The organism is Desulfobacteraceae bacterium (assembly GCA_022340425.1).
GTDB lineage: Bacteria > Desulfobacterota > Desulfobacteria > Desulfobacterales > JAABRJ01 > JAABRJ01.
Genome location: JAJDNY010000008.1, coordinates 1 through 17,532 on the forward strand (window position 1 = coordinate 1; position 17,532 = coordinate 17,532).

Genomic DNA, 17,532 nt, shown 5'->3' on the forward strand with positions numbered 1-17,532 from the left:
AAAAAAAATCAACCCCAAAATGCAGCCGCGCAAATCCGTGGCCGGCAGGCCGTCGCCTGACCCGCGGCCAGCCGGCCGCTGCCGCTTGGGGGGCTTCTTCGAATCGGGGGCTCTGCAATGCGATTATTCGACAGTCATTGCCATCTGGACGACGCCGCCTTTGACCGGGACCGGGCGGAGGTCCTGCAGCGGGCGCGCGCGGCCGGCGTTCAGGCCATGATGGTGGCCGGGATCAACCACGCCAGCTCCCTCCAGGCCGTTCACCTGGCGGAACGGGAAGCGGGCGTTTACGCCGCCGTGGGGGTCCACCCGCATGATGTGCGGTACTGCAGCGCCGACCAGCTGGCCGCGCTGCACGGTCTGGCCGGCCGGCCCGCGGTGCGTGCGTGGGGCGAGATCGGCCTGGATTTCAACCGCATGTATTCCCCCCGGGCGGACCAGGAGCGCTGGTTTTTGCGGCAGCTGGAGACGGCCGATGCACTGGATTTTCCGCTGATTTTTCACGAGCGTGATTCCGGCGGCCGGTTTCTGGAGCTTTTGCGCAGCCGCCCGCGGGCCGCGCGCTGCGGGGTGGTGCACTGCTTCAGCGGCAGCCAGGACGAACTGGAGGCCTACCTCTCGCTGGGACTTTATATCGGCATTACCGGGATTTTGACCTTGCAGGGCCGCGGGGCCGCCCTGCGCCGGATGGCGGCGTTCATCCCCCTGGAGCGTCTGCTGGTGGAAACCGATGCGCCCTACCTGACCCCGGCCCCGGAAAAAAACCGTACCCGCCGCAACGAGCCGGCCTTCGTCAAATCCACCCTGCTCTGCCTGGCGGAGGTTCGCGGGGAAGCTCCCGAGGCGCTGGCCGAGGCGGTTTGGCAAAACACCTGCCGGCTTTTCAGGATCGCCGGCAGCGATTAGAGGGGTTGCCCTGGCCTGCATCAGCGGGCCCAAGGCGCAGGGCGTGCGCCCGCGGTAGCGGCCCAGCCCGCCCCGGGATCTCCCCTTTGGCGACCTATTTTTTCTGCATCAGGTGGGTGATGGCCTTTTCCAGGCCGTCCAGGGAGAGCTGGAACATGGGGAAAATGCGGCCGATGGCCTTCACGGTCTGGGAGTAGTCCCAGTAACGCGCGTTCATGGGATTCAGCCAGGCGCAGTGGCGGAAGGTCTCCGCCAGGAAGGCCAGGCGCTCGATGCTGGGCCGCCCGCTGCGCTCCTCGACATGGATGGAGCCCTCGGCGGCGGTCAGCTCGTAGGGCGCCATGCTGGCGTCGCCCACCACGATCAGGCGCGTTTCGGGGTCATAGCGCGCGAATTCGTCGATGCGCCGGGGCTTGCGGTAGCGCGCCGGGTCCTCCCAGAGGACGTCGTAGATGGTGTTGTGGAAAAAATAGGTCTTGAGGTCCTTGAACTGGGCGCGGGCGTAGTCGAAAACGGTCTGGACCACCGGGATGTAGGGGTCCATGGACCAGCCGCCGTTGTCGATGGCCAGGATCACCTTGAGACGGTCGCGCAGGCTGCGGTCGAAAACGATCTCGATTTCGCCGCCGTTTTTCATCGCCTGGTAGATCGTGGCCGCCACATTGACCTGGTCTTTGGGGCCGGTGGGAACGAGATTGCGCAGCCGCTTGAGGGCCTCGCCGACCATCGCCTGGGTCAGCGGCCCCTGGTGTGAGTAGTCCCTGTAGCGGCGGTCCATGGCCACCTTGACGGCCGACTTGTTGCGCGAAATCCCGCCCACCCGCATGCCACCCGGGTGGTAGCCGGAGTGGCCGACCGGCGAGGTGCCCCCCGTTCCGATCCAGCGGTTGCCGCCGGCGTGGCGGCCCTTTTGGTCCGCCAGGCGGGCCTTGAAATAGGTGATCAGCTCCTCGGGGGAGAGCTTGCCGATTTCGGCGGCCTCCATGCCGAGAACGTCCGCCAGCACCTGGGGGTCGCGCAGCCACTCTTGCAGCAGGGCCTGGATGGCCTCGTCCAGGTCGACCCCCTCCTGTGCCGGCATCTCGGCACCCTCGAAATGGTGGGCGAAGACCTGGTCGAAGAGGTCGAAGTAGCGCTCGCTTTTGACCAGGATCGTCCGGCTGGCGGTGTAGAAATCGTTCAGGGAGGCCACCAGACCGGTGCTCAGGGCCTTTTGCAGGCGCAGAAAGGACGTCGGGCTGACCGGGATGCCGGCCTCTTTGAGTTTGTAGAAAAAGGCGATGAACATGGCGCCCTGAGGGGGGTCAACGCAGGCTGCGGCGGCCGGTAGCGGCCACCGCCCGGGCGAAGTCCTGGCTTTTTTTGAACAGCACCCCCAGGTAGGGGAGCGCCCCCTTTTCGATCTCGCGGGGGTGAAAGTCGGGGTCCGCCCTGAGGGCCCGAATCCAGTTGAGCAGCTCGCGGGTGGCGGGCTTCTTTTCGACGCTGTCCAGCTCCCGCAGCTTGTAAAAGGCGGCGACGGCGCCGGTCATCAGGTCGCCGTCGATGTCGGGAAAGTGAACCCGGATGATCTGCCGCATGACCTTGGGCTCGGGAAATGCGATGTGATGGAAGTTGCAGCGCCCGAGGAAGGGGTCGGAGAGGTCCTTCTTGGCGTTGGAGGTGATGATGATCACCGGGCGATGGCGGGCCGTGATGGTTTGATCGATCTCGATGATGTCGAAGGTCATCTGGTCGAGCACGTCCAGCATGTCGTCCTGGAAATCGGTGTCGGCCTTGTCGATTTCGTCGATCAGCAGTACGGTGCGCTCGGCGGCGGTAAAGGCCTGGCCGATCTTGCCCATCTTGATATAGGCCGCGATGTCGCTCACATCCCGCTGCGAGTCCCCGAAGCGGCTGTCGTTGAGGCGGGTTAAGGTGTCGTACTGGTAGAGGGCCTCCACCAGCTTCATGCTGGATTTGACGTTCAGCACGATCAGCGGCATTTTTAAATTTTCGGCAATGGCATGGGCCAGCATGGTCTTGCCGGTTCCCGGTTCTCCCTTCAGCAGCAGGGGCATCTCCAGGGCCATGGAAATATTGACGATGCTGGCCAGCTCGTCGTCCAGGACATAGCGGGAAGCACCGGAGAAGTGGGGCTTGGGGGAATCTTCAGTCATCGGCTACCTCACGGTCATCGGTCCATCGGGGTTGCGCGCAGCTTGAGTGAAACCGCGCGGGTCAGTTCCAATACCCGGCTGGCGTGGGCGAGGCTGAGCGCGCCCACCCCGCAGCTGGGGCTGATCAAGGACTGGGCTTGGATCGCTTCGGGCGCGATCCCCAGGGCGGCCACCTGCCGGGCCTGGGCCCGCCACCGGGCCGTCAGTGTATCGGCGGTTTCGCGTTCGATGTCCTCGGGCCTCAGGGTTGGTACGATGCCCCAGGCGAGGATGCCGGCGTTTGCGAGAAAGGCTTTGATCAGCTCGGGGTAGAGGATGAATTTGTCAAAATAGGCATAGGCGTCGAAATTGACGATATCCACGCCCGAGCCCAGCACCACCGACCAGTCGGTGTTGGCACAGACGTGGACCCCGGCCAGCCCGCCCTCGGCATGGATCGCGGCGATCACCTCCTGAAGGCAGGCCGAGACCTCATCCTTGGAGACGCTGATAAATTCGGAGGAGCCGAAACCGGCCAGGGCCGGCTCGTCGATGAAGATGATCACCGGGCAGCCCGCGGCGCCCAGGCGGCGCACCTGCCAGCGGGCCTTGAGGGCCAGCAGTTTGACGGCCGCATCGCGGACCTGCGGGTTGTAGAAGATGGCGCGCTTTTCCTGGTCGCTGACCCCGGTGGTGAAGGTGAAGGGGCCGGTTACCTGTCCCTTGAGGGCCACCGGCGGCGGCTGAAGGTCCGGGATCGCCTGCAGCAGCGCAAAAAAACCGCCCGCCGCTTCGGGGGTCAGCGCAAAGCGTGAGTCCTCCAGGTCGCCGGCGCCTTCCAAAACGGCCAGGTAGGCCTCGTAAAAGGCCACCAGGCCTTCGTCGAAGCCCGTGTCGGCGGTGTCCACCAGCTGTCTTTCACCCACCGTCTTGAGGCCCGGCAGACCGGGCAGAAACTGGGCCATCATGCCCTCCCGGGGGTGTGCCGGCAGCTGGGGCCACACGGGGATCTCGGGGGTGTGGCGCAGCACCAGGCCCACCGCCTGGTGGTGGTCTTCCAGGGGCAGGCTGCCGATGAGAACCGGCAGGCAATTCGGGCGAAAGGATGGGGGCATAAGATCGGCTCCTCTTGTGTCGGGGTGCTGAAGAATGCTCGCAGGGGCTCGGTGATGGCCGGCCACGACGGCTGGCCGCCCTCACCGGCGGGGGCGCCATGAAAAGGCGCCCCAGAAATATCGGGTCGCACGGTCAAAGTCAAGCCAGGCACCGCCTGCCGACCGTTGTCGAAGAGATTGACACTTCACCGCGGGGAATGGTATATGAACCATAATTTCCTTAACTTACCAAAATCAATAGGTTGACGTGGCAGACATCATCCCCCTCAACGACAAGCGCCAACGGGTCGAGCAAAAACGCGCCGCCTGTGACCGGCGGCGCAAAATCCGGGCCGTGCAGAAAGTTTTCCAGTGCTCCCGATGCGCCCTGAAGTGCGAAAAATGCGGCGCCCAGCTGGAGTGCGGCTGCCAGGCACCCCCTTCGGCCCAAACCGGGCATGCGTTCCATCTGTGCGAGGGCTGTGGCGAGGAGTATCAGGCATATCTCAGATGTCAACAGGGCGACGGCGACCCGGCCTGCTATTGGCACAATGCCGCCTGGTTGGCCACCTGGAAGCACTGGCTGGACTACCAGCGCGCCAGGCAAGACTACATCAATTCACCCGAGTTCGTGCGGCTGATAGAGGAACTGCGGCAAATCGGGCCGCATGAATAGGAGGCAGCACCCATGTTTGGTATCGGAATGCCCGAATTAATCATCATTCTGGTGATCATCCTGATCATTTTCGGCGCCGGCAAACTGCCGGAAATCGGGGCCGGAATGGGCAAGGCGATTAAAAACTTCAAGAGCGCCACCAGCGAAACGGAAAAAAAGGACCCGGAGAAACTGGAAAAAACCGACAAGCCCTAACCGCCGGCAGTTTCTGCGACAATCAGACGCCCCAAGTGTAAAACGCCGGGAGGACGCGGCTCCCCCGGCGTTTTTGCACCGCCGGCAATCACCCCGCGCTGGGGTCGGTGGTTGACATTCGGCGGGGGCCTTTTATTATCGGTATGTGCGTTACTGCCAAATTCTGCTCTTATCCTGTTTTTTGCGGGGGTGGTTATGGCCGTTCCTGAAGTCCGCCTCCAAGAGATGGTCCTGAAGCTCAAAGACCGGGGGCTGCGCATCACGCCCCAGCGGCTGGCCATTCTCAGGGCGCTGGCATTCAGCGATGGGCACCCCAGTGTCGAGCAGATCTATGAAAAAGTTCGGGCCGACTTTCCCACCACCAGCCTGGCAACGGTTTATAAAAACATCGCCCTGCTGAAGGAGCTGGGGGAGGCCTTGGAGCTGGGGTTTGCCGACGGCAGCAACCGCTACGACGGCAACCGTCCATACCCGCATCCACATCTGGTATGCATCCGGTGCAAAAAGATCATCGACCCGGACCTCCCCTCGCTGGACGACCTGACGGCCCAACTCAGCAAGGACACCGGTTTTCGCATCGTCAGCCACCGCCTTGACTTTTTTGGCGTCTGCGAGGAGTGCCGGAACTTGGAAAAATCGGGCCAGCCGGCAAAAAAGTTAACCGCAACCCTTTAGACTTCATTCATGGCGGGTGTCTGTGGGCCGGTTGGCCGGAACAAGCCCGGGGCGGTGTTTTTCACCCGCTCCTTTTTTATTTTCTAAGCTTGCGATAGATCACCAGAATCAGGAGGGCGCCGCCGGTGGCCAGCACCAGGCTGCCGAGATTGAACCCGGATACCTTGCCAAACCCCAGAAACGACCCGATAAATCCTCCCACAAAGGCGCCTCCAACCCCCAACAGAACCGTGATGATCAGTCCCCCGGGGTCCTTTCCCGGCATGATCGCCTTGGCCACCACGCCCACGATCAGTCCCATGATGATCCACGAGATAATTCCCATTGCGCGATTTCCTCCTGCTTGGTGGTTGATTTTCGTTTAAGCGGCCGTCGTTTTCTTTTTTCAAGATACCACAGAACCCCGGTCCCATGCCAGAGCCCCCGCCGCCAGGCGCTCCCGGCCGCCCCCGATCGCCGGCCGGCACGCATCGCCCGTTACCCGGCGGGCGCGGTTTGGCGGTGCACTTCAACTGCGTAGCCGGCGTCGGAGGCAATCAGATGAATTTCGCTTGACAGTCCGTTCGGCCTCTTTTATTTTGATATGCAAAACAAAATATCGCATAGCGGAATAATTTCTGGGGCGATCATCATGAAATCCAGGCAGTTCATCCAGTCCCTGGAAAAAGGGCTTCTGGTGCTGAAGGCATTTTCGGCGACCAGCCCGGAGCTTTCCGTATCCGATCTCGCCGAGGCCTGCGGGATGTCCATGGCCACGGTACACCGCTACCTGTTCACCCTCAAGGAACTGGGCTATCTCGCCCAGGATGCCCAGAGCCGCAGATACCGCCTGACCCCCAAGATCCTGGGCATCGGCTTTTCGCTGCTCGGCACCATGGACATCAAAAACCGGCTGCTGCCCCACATGCTGGAGACCACCAAGGCCCACGACGTCACCACCCAATGCGCCATTCTGGATGAGACCGATATCGTCATCCTCGACCGCGTGCGCTCCAAGGAGGTGGTCAACCTGGATATCGGCGTCGGCTCGCGCCTGCCGGTCTTCTGCACGGCCCTGGGCAAAGCGGTGCTCGCCTTTCTGAAAAAAGCCGATCAGACCCGGATCATCGGGAAGATCAAATTCGAACGCCACACCCCCTTTACCACCGGCAGTGCCCGGGAGCTGGCGCTTGAGCTGGCCCGGATTCGCAAAGCCGGCTACGGCTTGAGCGACCAGGAATTGACCGAGGGGCTGCGCTCGGTGGCCGCGCCGGTCTTCAGGGAGGGGCGGGTGGAGGGCGCCTTCGGCATTTCCTATGCCGTTCACCGCGCCCAGGACAACGGCCTCGAGGATGTCCTGATCCGGCAGGTGCTGGAGATCGCCCGGAAAGTTTCGTTTTAACCCGGCTGTTGCCGCCGGCTGTGGCACGATCCGGGGCGCGGGCGCCCCGAGGATGTGCGGGCAGGCATTCATGGCGCCGGCCAATTCCCGGCTGGCCCCAAAATGGCGGAGGTTTTCCCCATGACCACAACGGACCTCAAACGGTTTTTCAACCCCCGGGCGATCGCGATCATCGGCGCGTCCACGGACATCCGGACCATCAACGGCAAGCCCCTGCACTATCTGCAGCGGCACGGCTTCCAGGGCCACCTTTTCCCGGTCAATCCCAAATACCCCGAGATCGCCGGGCTTGCCTGCTACCCCGACATCCAGTCCATCCCGGCCGATATCGATCTGGCGCTGATCGTGGTCAACTACAAGCGCGTGCCGGCGATGCTGGCCCAGTGCGCCGCCAAGCGGGTGCCGTTTGTCACGATTTTCAGCTCTGGCTTTGCCGAGGCCGGGGAGGAGGGGCGGCGCGTGCAGCAGGAGGTGGCCGAGCTGGCCGCCCGCAGCGGCATCCGGATCTGCGGGCCCAACTGCCAGGGAGCGGTGGACCTCTTTCACCCGACGGCCGCCGCATTTTCGGCCGCGCTGGACCCGGCGCCGTTCCAGCCCGGGCCCGTGGGCTTTGTGACCCAGAGCGGGGCCCTGGGCTACTCCATTTTCAACATGGCCCAGGAAAGCGGCATCGGGTTTTCCTACGTGGTCAGCACCGGCAACGATATGGACCTGGACGCCGCCGACTTCATTGATTTCATGCTGGATGACGGGAACACCCGGATGGTCTTCGCTTACCTGGAGGGCATCCGCGACGGGGCCAAATTCATGCGGCTGGCCGACAAGGCGCTCGCGGCGGGCAAACCGCTGGCGATCCTCAAGGTCGGCCGCTCGGAAACCGGCAGCCGCGCGGCCGCATCCCATACCGCCGCGCTGACCGGCTCCGACGAGGTGGTGGATGCCTTTTTCCGCCAGAAGAACATCATCCGGGTGGATGACATCCAGGGCTTCATCGATCTGGCCAAGGCCGTCAAGGGTGCGGCCCGCATCCCCCGGGGGCGGGGGCTGGGGATCGTCAGCATTTCCGGCGGCGGCGGGGTACTCTGCGCCGACACCGCCGAGGAGTGCGGCCTGCACGTGGCGGTCCTCCAGCCCCAAACCAGCGCCGAGATCGCCCGCAATATCCCGCCCTTCGGCTCTCCGGTCAACCCCGTGGATGTCACCGCCCAGGCCATCAATACCGCCGAGGGTTTCGCCAACGTGATCCAGGCGATGTTGGCCGACCCCGGTGTGGACGGCCTGGTGGTGGTGGTCACGATGATCGTCGGCGAGCCCGGGCTGCGCATGGCCCGCGACCTGGTGCGGCTCAGCCGGACGGCCGCCAAGCCCATCGTGGCGGCCTGGACCGCCGGCCCGCGCCTGATGGAGGCCCCGTTCGCGGTTCTAAACGCCGCCAGCGTACCCCTTTACCAGTCCCCGGTGCGTGCCGTCAAAGCTCTGGCGCAGCTGATGCACTACGGGGCCGGATGCCGCACCAAGCCGGCGGCCGCAACTGCGCCGCAGCCGGCAGATGCGCCGCCGCTGCCGGAGGAAATCCGCGAGTTGCTCTCGGTTCCCCAGCGGACCCTGAGCGAGCGTCAGTCCAAGCGGCTTCTCGGCGCCTTCGGTGTCGCCACCAGCCGCGATCTGTTGGCGCGCAGCCGCCAGGAGGCGCTCGCCGCCGCTGAGAAGATCGGCTTTCCGGTGGCCATGAAGGTGGATTCGCCGGATATCCTGCACAAAACGGAAGCCGATGCCATCCGCCTGGGGGTCGATGACCCGGATCGGCTGGTGGCGGCCTTCGAGGAGATCCTGAAAAATGCCCGCGCCCATCACCCTGCGGCGCGCATCAACGGGGTGTTGGTCCAGGAGATGGTGCCCCCGGGGGTGGAGGTGATCGTTGGAATGAACCGCGACCCGCAGTTCGGGCCGGTTTTGATGTTCGGCCTGGGGGGGATCTTCGTGGAAATCCTCAAGGATGTGGCGCTCAGGATCGCGCCCATCGAGAGGGAGGAGGCCGTCCGGATGATCCAAGGCGTGCGCGGCTACCCGCTGCTGGCCGGTGCCCGCGGCCGCCCCAAGGCGGACATCCCAGCCCTGGCGGAAACCCTGGTCAAAGTGTCGCGGATGGCCGTGGCGCTGGGGCCGCGCCTGGAGCAGCTGGACATCAACCCGCTGGTGGTCCTGCCCCAGGGCGGCGGCGTCAAGGTGGCCGACGCCCTGGTGATCCTCGCCGAGGGCTGAAAAATGTCGAAACCCGGCGGCCCGCCCAAACGTCTCCCACAATGGGGCCAGCTGCACACGATAAGATCACCAGGGTGTCTGAATCCATCTGACGGCTGCAGTTGGCTTTGCAGGGTTGAAGCCCCTTGGCGGTGATCTGCCGTCAGAGGCTGATGACCTTGTCGGCCAGCTGCATCGCGGTGATGATGTCCAGCATGTTGGTGGTCTCGCCCACCTGCTTTTGGGCCAAAAGATCGAAATGCTCCAGGCAGGTGCCGCAGACCAGGATCTTGAGGCCGCCGTTTTCGTACTGCCGCAGGTCCTCCAGGACCGGCGAGCCCCCGATGGTCAGCTTGACGCCGTTGTTGACGAAGATCAGGCGCCACAGGTCGGGGCCCATTTCCTTCAGGGTGCGCACGAAATTGACCATCAGTTTCAGGCCCAGGGCGTCGTCGCCGAAACCCATCCGGTCGGTGGCGCACATCACCAGGATTTTCCGGGCGTCGGCTTCCTTCTCAGGGGCAGGCCGGGCCTGCGGGGCCTGCTCGGGACCGCCGCTGGCGCTGACCCAGTAATCTTCCCCCTGCTGTTCGAGCACCGTCCGGTAGCCCTGGGACTCTAAGAAGCGTTGCACGTTCTGCTGGGAGGCCGCGTTGTCCAGGACAACCCGCAGGGCGTCGGGCTGCTCCTCCTGCAAGACGGCCTTGGTTTGCAGTACGGGCGCCGGGCAGGCCAACCCTCTGGCATCGATTTCTTTCATAAAAACCTCTCGAAATAGGGCGTTTGGTTTGTTTCGAAGCTTAGCCTGTTTCGGGATCGGGCCGCTCACGCGACCCATATCTTTTCTCGGGGGCCCCCCAGGACTTCGCCGATGACGGCGGCCTCGATGATGCCGCCATCCTTCAGGGCCGCGACAATTCCGGGGGCATCCGCAGCGCTTACGCAGATCAGCAAACCGCCGGAGGTCTGGGGGTCGAACAGGACATCCTGCCGGGAGCGGTCTACCGCGTCGGCGAAGGTGACCATCGCCTCGCGGAATTCCCTGTTTTTGTATGCGCCGGCGGGAATCAGGCCCATGGCGGCGAATTCCAGCGCCTCTGGAATTACCGGCACCTGGTCGGCGAAGACCCTCACACCGGTGCCGGAGCCGCTGACCATCTCGGCCAGGTGGCCCAGCAGGCCAAAGCCAGTGACGTCGGTGCAGGCGCCGACATCGAAACGCGCCATGATGGCGGCGGCCTCGCGGTTGAGGGCCGCCATCAGACGGGTGACGCGCTCGGTGAGTTCGGCCGGCGCCATCCCGGCTTTGATGGCGGTGTTGACGATGCCCGTGCCGATCGGCTTGGTCAACACCAGCCGATTCCCCGGCCGCAGGTTCTTCTTGGTCAGCACCCGCGCGGGATGGATGAAGCCGGTGACCGACAGGCCGTACTTCAATTCCTTGTCTTCGATGCTGTGGCCGCCGATCAGGACCACGCCGGCCTCGGCCAGTTTGTCCAGCCCGCCCTGGATGATCCGGCGCAGAATCGAGAGGTCCATCTGTTTGACCGGGAAGGCCACCAGGTTCATGGCGGTCTTGGGCGTTCCGCCCATGGCGTAGACGTCGCTCAAGGCGTTGGCCGCGGCGATCTGGCCGAACCAGTAGGGGTCGTCCACGATGGGGGTGAAGAAGTCCACCGTCTGGATCAGGGCCAGCTCGTCGGACACCCGGTAAACCCCGGCATCGTCGGCCCGCTCCAGCCCCACCAGGACATTCTCGTCGGTGGGGATCACCATGCCGCAGAGCGCTTTGTCCAGGTCCCCTGGCGCCAGTTTGGACGCTCAGCCGGCCCCCGCGACCGTCTCGGTCAGGCGAATCTTATGAAGTTCCGTCACGCTCATCCTCCGTTAAATCCTCTTCCAGCGCCTTTTGCAGGGCCTGGGGAATCGTGTCGATCAGTTGGGACACCTGGGTCGCCGGCGTCGGGCGGGCGTAAAATCCCGTCCAGCGGTTGGCCGAGGCCGCCAGAAGAGCGGCCGCGGCCGGTTTCAGATCACCGCCGCACAACACCGACAGCATTCCGGTGAGGGTGTCGCCGGTTCCGCCGATGGCCTCCATGGCATCGAACGCCGGGGCCGCCACGCTTGCCAGGACCTGCTCCCGGTCTGCGATATAGTCCCGGCGGCCTTTCACCACGAGACAGCGGGCGGCATTGCCATGCTGATAGGCGCGGCGGATCAAACCGGGCACATCGGCCTCCTGGTGCAGGATGAAGCCCCGCGTGTAGAACGGGTGGGGGGCCATTTCATCCGCCAAAAAGGCCAACTCGCCCGCATCCGGGGTGAAAAAGTCATAATCAGCCGACCGCCCGCTCATTTTGGCGGCGTACATGAAGCCGGCATCGGCGATCAGGGTGGGCCTCGGCGTCATGGCCTCCACGGCGAAGAGCACCCGGTTGTGCCAGTCGACGTCCGGCTGGAGGTAATGAAACGTCAGCACCCGCAGCGGGAATTCGGGCAGCCGGCGCGCCAGGAACTGGTACAGGCGGCGGCTGCCGTCCCCCTTGCCGATGTCCCCCACCAGAAAAGCGTAGATTTCGGGGCCGCTGCGGGATTCGGCCGTCTTGAGGGCGGCCGCCAGCAGCGCCGGCGTGCCCCGGTTGACCGCAACGCGCCGACCCGCGATGTCCAGCTCTGCGCCGATCAGCCGCACCGGCCCATGGACCAATGGAAAATGCGGGTCCGGCACCGTGCCCACAACGCCTAACATATCCGGTGCAGCTCCTCGTAGGCCAGTTCCAGGGCGTAGCCGCACAGGGTGTGCCCCAAATCCCTGGGCCGGGGTGCCTGGGCCATGGATTTGCCCACCAGCGCCTGCGCCAGAAAAGGCACGTCCGGGCACCCCCCGCCCGAGATGTTCACGATCTTGAAATCCTCTTTGGCCACCGTGATTTTCATGTTGGCCGCACGCACCATCAGGTAGTCGCCGAAGTCCTTGGTCTGGAAAAGGTCCACCGGCGCCAGCAGCGGACCCGTCACCGGCACCACCGAAAGGGGCTGTATGTCGGCGCCTGCCAGCGTCCGCCGGATATCGAGCTCCTCGATCAGCGGAAATTCGATCACCAGATCACAGCCGGTTCGAATCTCCGGCGGGGGTCCCATCACCCGCACAGGCCAGCCCGATTTTTTGAGAACGTTTTCGGCCTGGATGACGTCGCTGGTGTTCTCGAAGACCAGGATGCCGCGGTCCGCCGCTGGTCTTTCGCTGTTTTTGCGGCCCCCCCCTTTTTGCTTTCTGAAAAACCCGAACACGGCTCAACCCTTCGTGATCGCGATCGCGATCCGGTAGCCTTCCCCCTCGGGGGTGACCGCATCCACCCGGCAGCCCTGGCTGGCGGCGGCGCGCATTACGTTTTCCTTGGAGGTATCGGTGTCCACCAGGATCTCGAGCACCTTTTCGTGGCGGTTTTTGATCGCATCCAGGGTCAGGATAACCGGCTGGGGACAGGAAAGCCCTCTTGCATCAACAACTTTTGTCATGTGATTCCTCCCTATGCAACTTGTTTTCGCATGCTGAAGCCGATGAACAGACACACCAGAAGTCCGATGACCACGGCCGGAATGCCGTAGGGGCCGACGCCCGCCGGAGAACTGGCCAGCCCGAAGTTGTGGGCGAATCCAGCCCCCACGATCATTCCCAGCACGAACACGGCGGCATCGCCGTCTCCCTCACCGGAGAGAAACAGCTGGCGGCCGGGGCAGCCCCCGGCCAGGGCGAACGCGAGACCGGCCAGGACCATGCCGGCGAAGTTCCAGATTTGCATCGTGTGCGCCACCGGCTGATCGGTGAAACCGGGCCGGAACTGCCCCAGCATCAGATTGGTTAAAAAGGCGAACACCAACAGGCTGATAAACCCGCTCAAGAGGTGCGTCTGGCCGAACAGCACGGCGTCTCGGATGGCGCCCATGGTGCAGAAGCGGCTGCGCTGGGCCAGAAAGCCGATCGCCAGCCCGGCGATCAACGCAAACACCAGGGGGGCGTGCATGGCACCGGGGCCCTTGAGGCTGTAAAAGAGCACCCCGCTTTGGGGCTCCCCGGCGGCCTGTGGAAAGAGCAGCGCCAGCGCCAGAAACCCCAGCATGATGAGCGGCAGGATCCAGGCGGCGGCGGTGTGGGTCGCCTGGGTGCGCCCGAGGTTGTAGCCGTTTTTCAGAAAAAGGGTCCCGATCCAGATGCCGCCGGTCAACCCCAGCAGCCCAAAAATGGCGTTGCCGTCGCCGCCTGCCAGGCGCAGCACCGCCCGCCACGGGCAGCCCAGAAACACCAGCGCGCCGATCATGGCAAACACCCCCAGAACGAAGCGCACGATCGGGGCCGAACCGAGCCTGGGGCGAAACTCCTTGAAAATGTAGGCCGCCAGCATCGACCCGAGCACGAAGCCGATGATCTCGGGGCGCATGTACTGCACCACCGCGGCCCGGTGAAGGCCGAGCGCGCCGGTGATGTCGCGCTCGAAACAGGCCACGCAAATGCCCATATTGCCCGGGTTGCCGAGTTTTTGCAGCCCGGCCGCCAGGATCCCGATAGCGGCACCCACCCCGATGATCCCCCATTGCGTCGCCAAGACGTTTCTTCCCTGCATCGCTCCCGTCCTCCTTTCCATTGGATTCAGCCTTATCCGCCAAACGGGCAGGACAGCTCGCTGGCATGGTAGACATGCTGCCGGCCGCAAAACGGGCACGGCGCCGTCAACACCACCGTGGCATCCAGGACCTTGTGGCCGGCCGCGTCGGTTATGACGCCCCGGTTTTCCCCGATCTTGAAATCAGCGCTTTCAAACGTCTTGTGCTGGTTTGGACAGACAAAAATAAATTTCATATCCCTGGCCTGTCCGATGTCCGCTCTGCTGGAGCTGCTTGGCCAGGGTCGTTTTCATTAGCTTCCTTGGCCGCTGGCGGCATTTTTTTTATTGGGCGGGTCTGCGCCGTGGACGGGTCTTGGCCGGCCAGCAGGGCCGCCCCCAGGGCGCCCACCAGTTGCGGATCATCGGGAACCAGGATCTCGCGGCCCAGTTTTTGCCTCAGCAGGGCCGACATGCATGGGTTTTTGGCCACTCCGCCGGTGAAGACGATGGCGCCTGCCGAAGAGACCCGGTTGATCATTCCGGCGGCCCGGCGGATGACGCTGGTGTGCAGCCCGCGGGCGATTTCCCGGCGGCTTTGCCCCTTGGCGATCAGGGAGGTGACCTCGGATTCGGCGAAGACCGTGCACATGCTGGAGATATTGAGGTCCTTTTGCGCCAGCAACGCTTCCCGGCCGAAATCATCGATCTCGAATCCCAGCGTTCGGGCCATGATCTCCAGAAACTTACCGGTGCCGGCGGCGCAGCGGTCGTTCATTTCGAATTTTTTGACCCTGCCGTTGGCGAACAGGGCGATCGCCTTGCTGTCCTGGCCGCCGATATCCAGAACGGTCAGCGCATCCGGAAAAAAGACCCGTGCTCCCCTGGCGTGCGCCTTGATCTCGGTCACCGTCGGTGCTTCGAAGGAGATTTCGAACAGGTTCCGGCCGTAGCCGGTGGCCAGGATGCGGTCATAGTGCACCTCGGCGATCAGCTTTTGGGCCGCCGTGATGGGGTCGAAGCCGGTGTCGGTCTGCAGGCTGCAGACGATTTCGCCGGCATCATCCACCACCACCAGCTCGATGGTGCGCGAGCCGATGTCGATTCCCGCAAAACGCATGTTCCCCCCGTATCCCCTCTACCTCAATGAAGTTGTTCGATAAACGCCTCGATGCGGGTTTTCAGCTGGCCGACATCCTCCATGCTGTAGTCGGTCTCCAGACGCAGGCAGGGGATGCCCGCTTGCTCCAGGGTTTTTTCAACCGGTATGGCTTCCATCAGGTAGGGCTGGCAGAACTGCAGCCCGTAGTGGATGACGCCGTCCGCCTGGTAGGCGGCGACCATCTCCTGGATGTGCTCCAGGCGCTGGGGGTTGGGCGTGAAAATGGCGCAATCCACCTGGTAGTAGCGATCCACGATGGCCTCCAGCATCTCTTCGACCGTTTCACCGCGGTCATCGGTGAGGTTACGGGTGCCGCGCTCACCCACGCAGGACTCCTCGCCCACGATGACCGCCCCCGAGGTCTCGACGATAAAGGGCAGTTTCCAGTTGGGCACCGCCTGGGGGCAGCCCGACACCAGGATGCGGGGCGTCTTTTCCGGAAAAACCCCCGCTTTCTCCGCGATCCGCTTCTCAAGCTCGTCACAGATGGCGTTCACCGACTTGGTAAAGCGCAGCGGCGCGTCGTAGAAGAAGACCTGGTTGGCCAGGAGGGCGTCCAGGCCGGATATCGGGGCGGGGTCGGCTTTGCGCAGGGATGAGAGCCGATGGATGGCGGCGCGCTTGGCGTTTACGGTCCGAATCGCCGCTTTCAGCGATGCGGCGGTCACCGCAACGCCGGTCAGGTCCTCAAGCGCCGCCTGGAAGCGTTGGTATTCAGCTTTCAACAGCGCCCGGCCCTGGTCGGATTTGACCTGGGGCAGATCCATGACATAGAGATTCTGCACCAGATCCTTCAGCGATTCGTAGGCCTTTTTCTTGCCGTCGCAGGTGTTTTCGCCGACGATCATGTCCGCGCTTTCCAGGTAGGGGCAGACCTTGCCGAGCTTGAACCCGAACGAGGATTTAATCAGGGCGCAGGTGTTGCGCGGCAGGCACTTTTCAACCTCCTCCATGGCGAAATCGGCCCCGGAGCACAGTCCCACCAGGGTGGCGTTGGCGGCCAGGACGATCTCCTCGGGCACGAAGACGCAGTAGGACCCGATGATTTTCCTGCCGGCCGCCTTTTCGTCCAGAAGCTCCCGGATTCGCAGGCCGTGGACCTCGCTCATGACGAAGTCGAAATATTCCATCCCCCGGGGGCGCTCTTTCTGGGCCAGGAAGATGTCCTGGTAGGCCTTCCCCAAGACGTTCAACAGGGCGTCGTGGGCCTCCAGGTCAAGCCCCAGCAGCTGCCACATACTGCGGTAGTCTTCGCTCATGAACTCCTCCTCGAAATGGTGATTGGATGAAAAAACCCGCCCGCTGAACCGGGCGCGTGCCTGAAGCCGCCCCGCCCCCTTGGTGCTGGCAAAGCGGGGTGGATTAGCCTCGAATGGCATCCGCCGGAACTGCCTGCGGCGGGCAAGACGTATTGGTGGGCTATTGCCCTTCGCCGGTCAGCCCGCAGAAAATCCGCCGCAAGTCCCGCTGGGCGATGCTTTCGCCGAGGATAAAATCGCCTTCAGGCGGCCCCGGGGTCCGCTTTGAGGCCGCGGCCGGCCGCTTCACCGGCCGATTTTTGACGGCCAGGGACTCGACCCGGAACAAATCCGGGGAGGGTTCCAGCCCACGGTTGTTTTCAATCCAGCGGTGGCACTCGTCATGGGTCCCGATGGCCATCAGGAACAGATCGGGCTCGCTGCTGATGCACACCATGCGGTACCCGGCCCCGAGATCATACTTCAGGCAGTTGGCGATGCGCGCCTCGCCGTAATGGGTCAACCCCCCGAACTGCTCGGGGCTCAGGCCCCGCCGGTGCACCATGCGCGCGATGATCTCCCGGGCCTTGCGGGCCGCGCTGGCGGCTTTTTTGCCTTCTTTGGGCAAACTTTCCAGGCGTTTGTCGAATTTCGGATCCCGATGTACGAATTGGATCACGTCCCTTACCTCCCGCAAGAACCACCAGGCCGGCGGCGTCGTTTCGGGTTGCGTTCCATCATTTTCGAATTCCCTGACTTTCGCCGCTAACCAGCGGCGGGCCGAGGCCCCAAGGCGGCGAGGGTCAGTCTCGAGGGAGATTCACCTCCTTGAGGTCCGCTCCCAGGTACTCGCGTTCGTTTTCAGCCAGAATTCCCAGGGCCAGGCCGATCAGGGTCCAGAGATGAATGACGTGGTAGCCGCCGTTGAAGTGTTCCCCCAGGTCGTGGATCTGGGCGTGGCAGTTGTGGCAGGGGGTGACGACGTAGCTGGCCTTGGTCGCCATGACCTGGTCGAACTTGATGCGGCCGTATTGCCGGCGGGCCTCGGTATAGCCGGACTGGAGGTAGCCGCCACCGCCGCCGCAGCAGAAATTGTTGGAGCGGTTGGGGATCATGTCGACGAAATTTTCCGCGCCGATGCGGGCCTTGACGACCTCCCGCAGATCCTCGGCCAGCGGATCGCCGAAGCTCTTGCGCACCTGCTGGCAGGGGTCCTGAACGGTGA

Annotated in this window: 21 protein-coding genes; 6 read left to right on the top strand and 15 right to left on the bottom strand. The window is 63.8% G+C overall.

Annotation, left to right across the window (positions count from 1 at the left end; all coding sequences use genetic code 11):
• Positions 1–117 precede the first annotated feature (117 nt).
• On the top strand, positions 118–906 hold the full coding sequence (locus LJE63_00690; protein MCG6905109.1) for a TatD family hydrolase: 789 nt from the start codon (positions 118–120) through the stop codon (positions 904–906).
• Between the two features lie 94 nt (positions 907–1,000).
• Here the strand turns inward: LJE63_00690 and LJE63_00695 are convergent, their stop codons facing one another.
• The 3 genes from LJE63_00695 to LJE63_00705 are packed head-to-tail and all read right to left on the bottom strand — an operon-like array spanning position 1,001 to position 4,159.
• Positions 1,001–2,194, bottom strand: coding sequence for a hypothetical protein (locus LJE63_00695; GenBank protein MCG6905110.1), 1,194 nt, complete (start codon positions 2,192–2,194; stop codon positions 1,001–1,003).
• Positions 2,195–2,210: 16 nt separating this feature from the next.
• Complete coding sequence (locus LJE63_00700) at positions 2,211–3,065, bottom strand: MoxR family ATPase (GenBank protein ID MCG6905111.1); 855 nt, start codon at positions 3,063–3,065, stop codon at positions 2,211–2,213.
• 14 nt (positions 3,066–3,079) lie between these two features.
• Positions 3,080–4,159: a hypothetical protein gene (locus LJE63_00705; GenBank protein MCG6905112.1), complete on the bottom strand. Its 1,080-nt coding sequence runs from the start codon at positions 4,157–4,159 to the stop codon at positions 3,080–3,082.
• 247 nt (positions 4,160–4,406) lie between these two features.
• Here LJE63_00705 and LJE63_00710 point away from each other — a divergent pair, with 247 nt between their 5' ends.
• The 3 genes from LJE63_00710 (at position 4,407) to LJE63_00720 (ending at position 5,684) form a co-directional block, all read left to right on the top strand.
• Positions 4,407–4,814, top strand: a complete 408-nt coding sequence (locus LJE63_00710; protein MCG6905113.1) for a hypothetical protein — start codon at positions 4,407–4,409, stop codon at positions 4,812–4,814.
• Positions 4,815–4,826: 12 nt separating this feature from the next.
• Entirely contained in the window at positions 4,827–5,009 is a 183-nt protein-coding gene (gene tatA / locus LJE63_00715; protein MCG6905114.1) for a twin-arginine translocase TatA/TatE family subunit, read from the top strand.
• 195 nt (positions 5,010–5,204) lie between these two features.
• Positions 5,205–5,684, top strand: coding sequence for a transcriptional repressor (locus LJE63_00720; GenBank protein MCG6905115.1), 480 nt, complete (start codon positions 5,205–5,207; stop codon positions 5,682–5,684).
• A gap of 76 nt (positions 5,685–5,760) precedes the next feature.
• On the opposite strand, the gene LJE63_00725 is transcribed toward LJE63_00720, so the two are convergent.
• Positions 5,761–6,009 (bottom strand): GlsB/YeaQ/YmgE family stress response membrane protein, encoded by a 249-nt coding sequence (locus tag LJE63_00725; GenBank protein ID MCG6905116.1) that lies wholly within the window; start codon positions 6,007–6,009, stop codon positions 5,761–5,763.
• Positions 6,010–6,315: 306 nt separating this feature from the next.
• On the opposite strand from LJE63_00725, the gene LJE63_00730 reads away from it, so the two are divergent.
• Positions 6,316–7,065 (top strand): IclR family transcriptional regulator, encoded by a 750-nt coding sequence (locus tag LJE63_00730; GenBank protein ID MCG6905117.1) that lies wholly within the window; start codon positions 6,316–6,318, stop codon positions 7,063–7,065.
• Positions 7,066–7,185: 120 nt separating this feature from the next.
• Positions 7,186–9,327 carry an acetate--CoA ligase family protein gene (locus tag LJE63_00735; protein ID MCG6905118.1) on the top strand — a complete coding sequence of 714 codons (2,142 nt, stop codon included), beginning with the start codon at positions 7,186–7,188 and terminating at the stop codon, positions 9,325–9,327.
• A 142-nt stretch (positions 9,328–9,469) separates the two neighbouring features.
• Here LJE63_00735 and yedF read toward each other — a convergent pair whose 3' ends face one another.
• The 11 genes from yedF to LJE63_00790 form a co-directional block, all read right to left on the bottom strand.
• Positions 9,470–10,066 (bottom strand): sulfurtransferase-like selenium metabolism protein YedF, encoded by a 597-nt coding sequence (yedF, locus tag LJE63_00740; protein ID MCG6905119.1) that lies wholly within the window; start codon positions 10,064–10,066, stop codon positions 9,470–9,472.
• Positions 10,067–10,131: 65 nt separating this feature from the next.
• Complete coding sequence (gene selD, locus LJE63_00745; protein ID MCG6905120.1) at positions 10,132–11,181, bottom strand: selenide, water dikinase SelD; 1,050 nt, start codon at positions 11,179–11,181, stop codon at positions 10,132–10,134.
• Complete coding sequence (locus tag LJE63_00750; GenBank protein ID MCG6905121.1) at positions 11,165–12,055, bottom strand: sugar kinase; 891 nt, start codon at positions 12,053–12,055, stop codon at positions 11,165–11,167. Before LJE63_00750 ends, selD begins: the two co-directional genes overlap by 17 nt.
• Positions 12,049–12,597: a DUF3343 domain-containing protein gene (locus LJE63_00755; GenBank protein MCG6905122.1), complete on the bottom strand. Its 549-nt coding sequence runs from the start codon at positions 12,595–12,597 to the stop codon at positions 12,049–12,051. Before LJE63_00755 ends, LJE63_00750 begins: the two co-directional genes overlap by 7 nt.
• Positions 12,598–12,600: 3 nt before the next feature.
• Positions 12,601–12,825, bottom strand: coding sequence for a sulfurtransferase TusA family protein (locus LJE63_00760; GenBank protein ID MCG6905123.1), 225 nt, complete (start codon positions 12,823–12,825; stop codon positions 12,601–12,603).
• An 11-nt stretch (positions 12,826–12,836) separates the two neighbouring features.
• On the bottom strand, positions 12,837–13,928 hold the full coding sequence (locus LJE63_00765) for a YedE-related selenium metabolism membrane protein (protein ID MCG6905124.1): 1,092 nt from the start codon (positions 13,926–13,928) through the stop codon (positions 12,837–12,839).
• 32 nt (positions 13,929–13,960) lie between these two features.
• Positions 13,961–14,164: a hypothetical protein gene (locus LJE63_00770; GenBank protein ID MCG6905125.1), complete on the bottom strand. Its 204-nt coding sequence runs from the start codon at positions 14,162–14,164 to the stop codon at positions 13,961–13,963.
• On the bottom strand, positions 14,161–15,027 hold the full coding sequence (locus LJE63_00775) for an acyl-CoA dehydratase activase (GenBank protein ID MCG6905126.1): 867 nt from the start codon (positions 15,025–15,027) through the stop codon (positions 14,161–14,163). The genes LJE63_00770 and LJE63_00775 overlap by 4 nt, the downstream gene beginning before the upstream one ends.
• A 23-nt stretch (positions 15,028–15,050) precedes the next feature.
• A complete protein-coding gene (locus LJE63_00780) occupies positions 15,051–16,328 on the bottom strand; it encodes a 2-hydroxyacyl-CoA dehydratase family protein (protein MCG6905127.1) in 1,278 nt (425 codons plus the stop codon).
• A 160-nt stretch (positions 16,329–16,488) separates the two neighbouring features.
• Positions 16,489–16,986, bottom strand: coding sequence for a hypothetical protein (locus LJE63_00785; GenBank protein ID MCG6905128.1), 498 nt, complete (start codon positions 16,984–16,986; stop codon positions 16,489–16,491).
• Positions 16,987–17,110: 124 nt separating this feature from the next.
• A partial coding sequence (locus tag LJE63_00790) for an oxidoreductase (protein ID MCG6905129.1) occupies positions 17,111–17,532 on the bottom strand: 422 nt, incomplete at its 5' end.